The 4,116-nt window shown below is 71.7% G+C and carries 4 protein-coding genes and 1 other RNA gene; 3 read left to right on the top strand and 2 right to left on the bottom strand.

The features are described 5' to 3' along the window. Nucleotides 1-132: NAD(P)H-binding protein (locus FV222_RS19000; RefSeq protein ID WP_147815392.1), on the bottom strand; the 132-nt coding region annotated here is incomplete at its 3' end. Between the two features lie 52 nt (nt 133-184). After that, on the bottom strand, nt 185-1,078 hold the full coding sequence (locus tag FV222_RS18995; RefSeq protein WP_147764620.1) for a polysaccharide deacetylase family protein: 894 nt from the start codon (nt 1,076-1,078) through the stop codon (nt 185-187). Nucleotides 1,079-1,292: 214 nt separating this feature from the next. On the opposite strand from FV222_RS18995, the gene FV222_RS18990 reads away from it, so the two are divergent. The 3 genes from FV222_RS18990 to FV222_RS18980 form a co-directional block, all read left to right on the top strand. Next, nucleotides 1,293-2,570: an O-antigen ligase family protein gene (locus tag FV222_RS18990; RefSeq protein ID WP_147754482.1), complete on the top strand. Its 1,278-nt coding sequence runs from the start codon at nt 1,293-1,295 to the stop codon at nt 2,568-2,570. 197 nt (nt 2,571-2,767) lie between these two features. Further along, nucleotides 2,768-2,866, top strand: an RNA gene (ffs, locus tag FV222_RS18985) — signal recognition particle sRNA small type. Between the two features lie 89 nt (nt 2,867-2,955). Next, nucleotides 2,956-4,116, top strand: a 1,161-nt coding sequence (locus tag FV222_RS18980) for a DNA polymerase III subunit gamma/tau (protein WP_147815391.1), incomplete at its 3' end; no start/stop codon positions are given.

Below are 4,116 nucleotides of genomic sequence, written 5' to 3'. Positions count from 1 at the left end.
GCCCCGCGCGACGGCGCCCTCGGGGATTCGCGCGGCCTCCGCCGAGCGCCTGACCAGGCAGACGACCTCGTGCCCGCGCGCCACCAGCGCCCGCACGGTCGCGCGGCCGATGGTGCCTGTGCCGCCCACCATCAGGACGCGGCGCGGTCTCACGCCCTCCGGCCGATCCACCCCCATGATCGCTTTAACCCTTCGCGTCTGCCATCGCGCCCGCGGCATGCTCGGCGATGGCGCCGGCGGTGGTGAGCCACACCGCGTCGCGCTGTGCCGCGATGCGGGCGAGCGCCGCGCGCAGGGGCTTCAGCCGGTGCGGCTGGCCGACGATGTAGGGGTGGATCGCGATCCCCATCACCAGCGGCGCGTGGCGCGATTGCTCCAGCATCTCGTCGAAGGCGTCCGAGATCGCGTCGGCGAATTGCCGCCCGGTCTCCTTGCGGGCGACGATCGCCGGGATGTCGTTCAGCTCCTGGGGGTAGGGCACCGAGAGGATGCGGCCGCCGTCGCGGGTCGCGAACCAGACCGGCTGGTCGTCGTGGGCCCAGTCGAGGAGGTAGCGGTAGCCGGCTTCCGCCAGCAGGTCGGGGGTGATGCGCGATTGCGAGATCCAGGGTCCGAGCCAGCCGGCGGGCGGCTTGCCCTCGTGCTCGGTCAGCAGGGCGGTGGCCTCGGCGATGAGCGCGCGCTCGCCGGCCTCGTCGAGGGTGCCCTGGCGCTCGGCGTTGGTGCGCCCGTGCCCGACGATCTCGTCGCCGCGGGCGCGGAACGCCTCGATCAGGCCGGGGCAGTCGGCGTAGAGGCGGCTGTTGACGAGCACGCTCGCCGGCAGGCCGAGCTCGTCGAGGAGCGCCTTGATCCGCCACGCGCCGACGCGGTTGCCCCAATCGCGCCAGGCGTAGTTCAGCACGTCCGGCTGCGGGCCGCCGGGGGCGAGCTCGGCACCGAGCCCCGACCCGAAGTCGAAGGTCTCGAGGTTCAGCGCGACGTAGACCGCGAGGCGCCGGCCATCCGGCCAGTCGTAGGTCGGCCGGTCCGGCAACGCGCTGTAGGCATAGCGGCCGTGGCCCTTCGAACTGTCCATCCGTCCTCCGGTCTCCGAACGCGCTCGGGGATGCTGCGACGGCAGATGGGGTCGGCGAGGCATGGGGCAACGGGGCGGCGTCCAATCCGTGGCGCCCCCAGCCCGCCGGGATCAGGCGTTCTCGTCGTCCGCCGTCGCAAGCCTTTCCAAACCTATCCCGTGCAAGGTCGGCCCTCTTCGGTCGCCGAGGGTGCCGGACTTCGAGGAGGCGTGCATGCGGATCGCCCAGGGAGGCGTCGTCCCGGCCGAGCCGCAGCGGGCGGTTCCGGCGTCCGGAGGCGTGTCCCTGAGCCGGCTCGACCGGCTCGTGATCCTCGGCGTCGGCTTCGCGCTGCAGTTCAACGTGATGACCTCGACCTTCGGGCTGCCGTTCCTGCGCCTGTCGGACGCGCTGCCGTTCCTGACGATCCCGTACTTCCTGCTCCGTCCGCGCATCCTGTCCACGCTCCTGGCGCGGGCGTTGCCGATCGGGGTGGTCGTCCTGCTGCTCGTCGCCTCGCTGGTGGCGAAAGCCGACGTCCAGCAGGGCGACCTGTACCTGACCCTGGTGCTGCTGCTGTACTTCGTCCAGGCGACGCAGCTCGTGATCCTGCTCCGCGAGCCGGCGGGCGCCGACAGCTTCGCGGTCGGCACGCTCCTGGGCTTCGCCGGCTCGCTCCTGGTCCTGGTCGCGGCCTCGGCCGGCATCGAGCTCACCGCCGTCGGGCTTGCCGTGCCGACCGACGGCCTCGAGCCGGAATTCGTCCTGTTCATGAAGGACAAGCTCGGCGGCCTTTGGACCGCGGGCAACGAGACCGGGCACGTCTTCGCGTTGGCCGGCGCGTCGGCGGCCTACCTCTGGTACCGCACCGGCCGCAGCGCGATCTACGTGGCGTACTTCGCAGGCCTCCTCGTCAGCTTTCCGCTGACCAACAACCGCGCCGGGCTCATCCTGCCGGCGATCGTCCTCGGGCTGATCCTCCGAAAGAGCGTCAGCGTCTACGCCGTCCTATCGGGGGCGGCTGTCGTCTGCGGGCTCGTCATGCTGTTCAGCGCCACCGGCTACGCGCCCGTCCCGGAGCAGCTCCAGTCGGCGATCGAGAAGCGGTTCGTCGCCGACAGTCACGCCGACAGCAACATCCTGGAGCGGCTTGATTCCACCGCGGCCGGGCTGCAACTCGCCGCGACCCATCCGCTCGGCCTCGGCAACGTCGCGAAGGAGAACCAGCTCCTGATGATGGCCGGCGTCGGCACGCCGCACAACGCCGTCGTCACCCTCGCCCTCCAGAGCGGGGTCCTCGTCGCGCTCGCCTTCCTCGTCGGGACGGTCCGGATCGTGCTCAGCCCGCAGCGGTTCGGCCCGCTCGTGTTCTACACGGTGCTGTTCATGGTGCCCTCGCTGATGTTCGAGGAGCTCTCGATCAACCCGGTGTTCCTGTTCGGCTTCGCCCTCGTGCTCGCGGCCGCCGCCGTGACTCGCGCCGGCAGTCCCGCAGCCGCCGAGGCTTCGTGACCGGGTGATCGCTCGAAGCCGCCTTTAGCGGCATCAGGGCGCGAAGAGCGCCCCGCGGAGCGAAAGCCCGAGCCCGCGGAGGCGGGCGCCGGCGATTGAGGCCCTAACAAAGAACAGGGAAAGCGCTTTCAAGCGATTGCCCTGGGCCCGGTGATCGGGCCGCTTGCCATCGCCGGAGCCTCCGGCCATATAGGCCGCGGGAGGTTGGCGAGGGACGTTTCACTCGCCAACCGGGTCAGGTCCGGAAGGAAGCAGCCCTAACGAGACCGAGCGGGTCTTCGTCCAGCCTCCCACCTCGTTCCACCGCAGGAACCGCGGGTCGAGCGGCCCGCAGCGGCGGCCAAGGCACGACTGCGAAGAGCGAAGACGCACCCCCGAAGAGCGCATGGACGCGAGCACCGGCACGCCTGACGACGAGCCGGGCCTGCCCGGGTTTCCGGCGCCTGCCCTCGCGCAGACGCCGTACCGCGTGCTGGCACGGAAGTACCGCCCCAAGGATTTCGACGACCTGATCGGCCAGGGCGCGATGGTGCGCACCCTCGGCAACGCCTTCGCGGCCGGGCGCATCCCGCAGGCCTGGATGCTGACCGGCGTGCGCGGCGTCGGCAAGACGACCACCGCCCGCATCCTCGCCCGCGGCCTGAACTACGCGCCCGTCGGCGCCCCCGACACCGGCCCGACCATCGCGATGCCGACCCTGGGCGTCCACTGCCAGGCGATCATGGAATCGCGGCACATGGACGTGCTGGAGATGGACGCCGCCTCGCATACCGGCATCGAGGACGTGCGCGCGATCATCGACGGGGTGCGCTATTCGCCGGTCTCGGCCCGCTACAAGGTCTACATCATCGACGAGGTCCACATGCTCTCGGGCAACGCGTTCAACGCGTTCCTGAAGACGCTGGAGGAGCCGCCGCCGCACGCGAAGTTCGTGTTCGCGACGACCGAGATCCGCAAGGTCCCGATCACCATCCTGTCGCGCTGCCAGCGGTTCGACCTGCGCCGCGTCGAGGCCGACGTGCTCTCCGCCCACCTCCAGAAGATCTGCGCCGCCGAAGGCGTCGGCGCGGAGGACGAGGCGGTGGCCGCGATCGTGCGCGCGGCGGAGGGCTCGGTGCGCGACGCGCTCTCGCTCCTCGACCAGGCCATCGCCCACGGGGCCGGGACCGTCACCGCCGCGGGCGTGCGCGACATGCTCGGCCTGGCCGACCGCGCCCGCATCCTCGACCTGTTCGAGGCGGTGATGCGCGGCGACGTGCCCGCCGCCTTCGCCGAGTTGCGCAGCCAGTACGAATCCGGCGCCGACCCGTCGGTGGTGCTCTCGGACCTGGCCGCCTTCACCCACCTCGTCACCCGCCTGAAGCTCGCGCCCGAGGCCGCCGCCGCCGACCCGACGCTGAGCGAGATCGAGCGGCGCCGCGGCGGCGACTTCGCCGCGCGGCTGCCGGTGCGGGCGTTGTCGCGGGCCTGGCAGATCCTGCTGAAGGCGGTGCCCGAGGTCGCGAGCGCGGCTCGGCCGCTGGCGGCCGCCGAGATGGCGCTGGTG

It is taken from the genome of Methylobacterium sp. WL103 (assembly GCF_008039885.1).
GTDB classification, from domain to species: Bacteria; Pseudomonadota; Alphaproteobacteria; order Rhizobiales; family Beijerinckiaceae; genus Methylobacterium; species Methylobacterium cerastii.
Note: the sequence above shows the minus strand (reverse complement) of the source record. Positions and strands in the feature narration are given on the sequence as shown.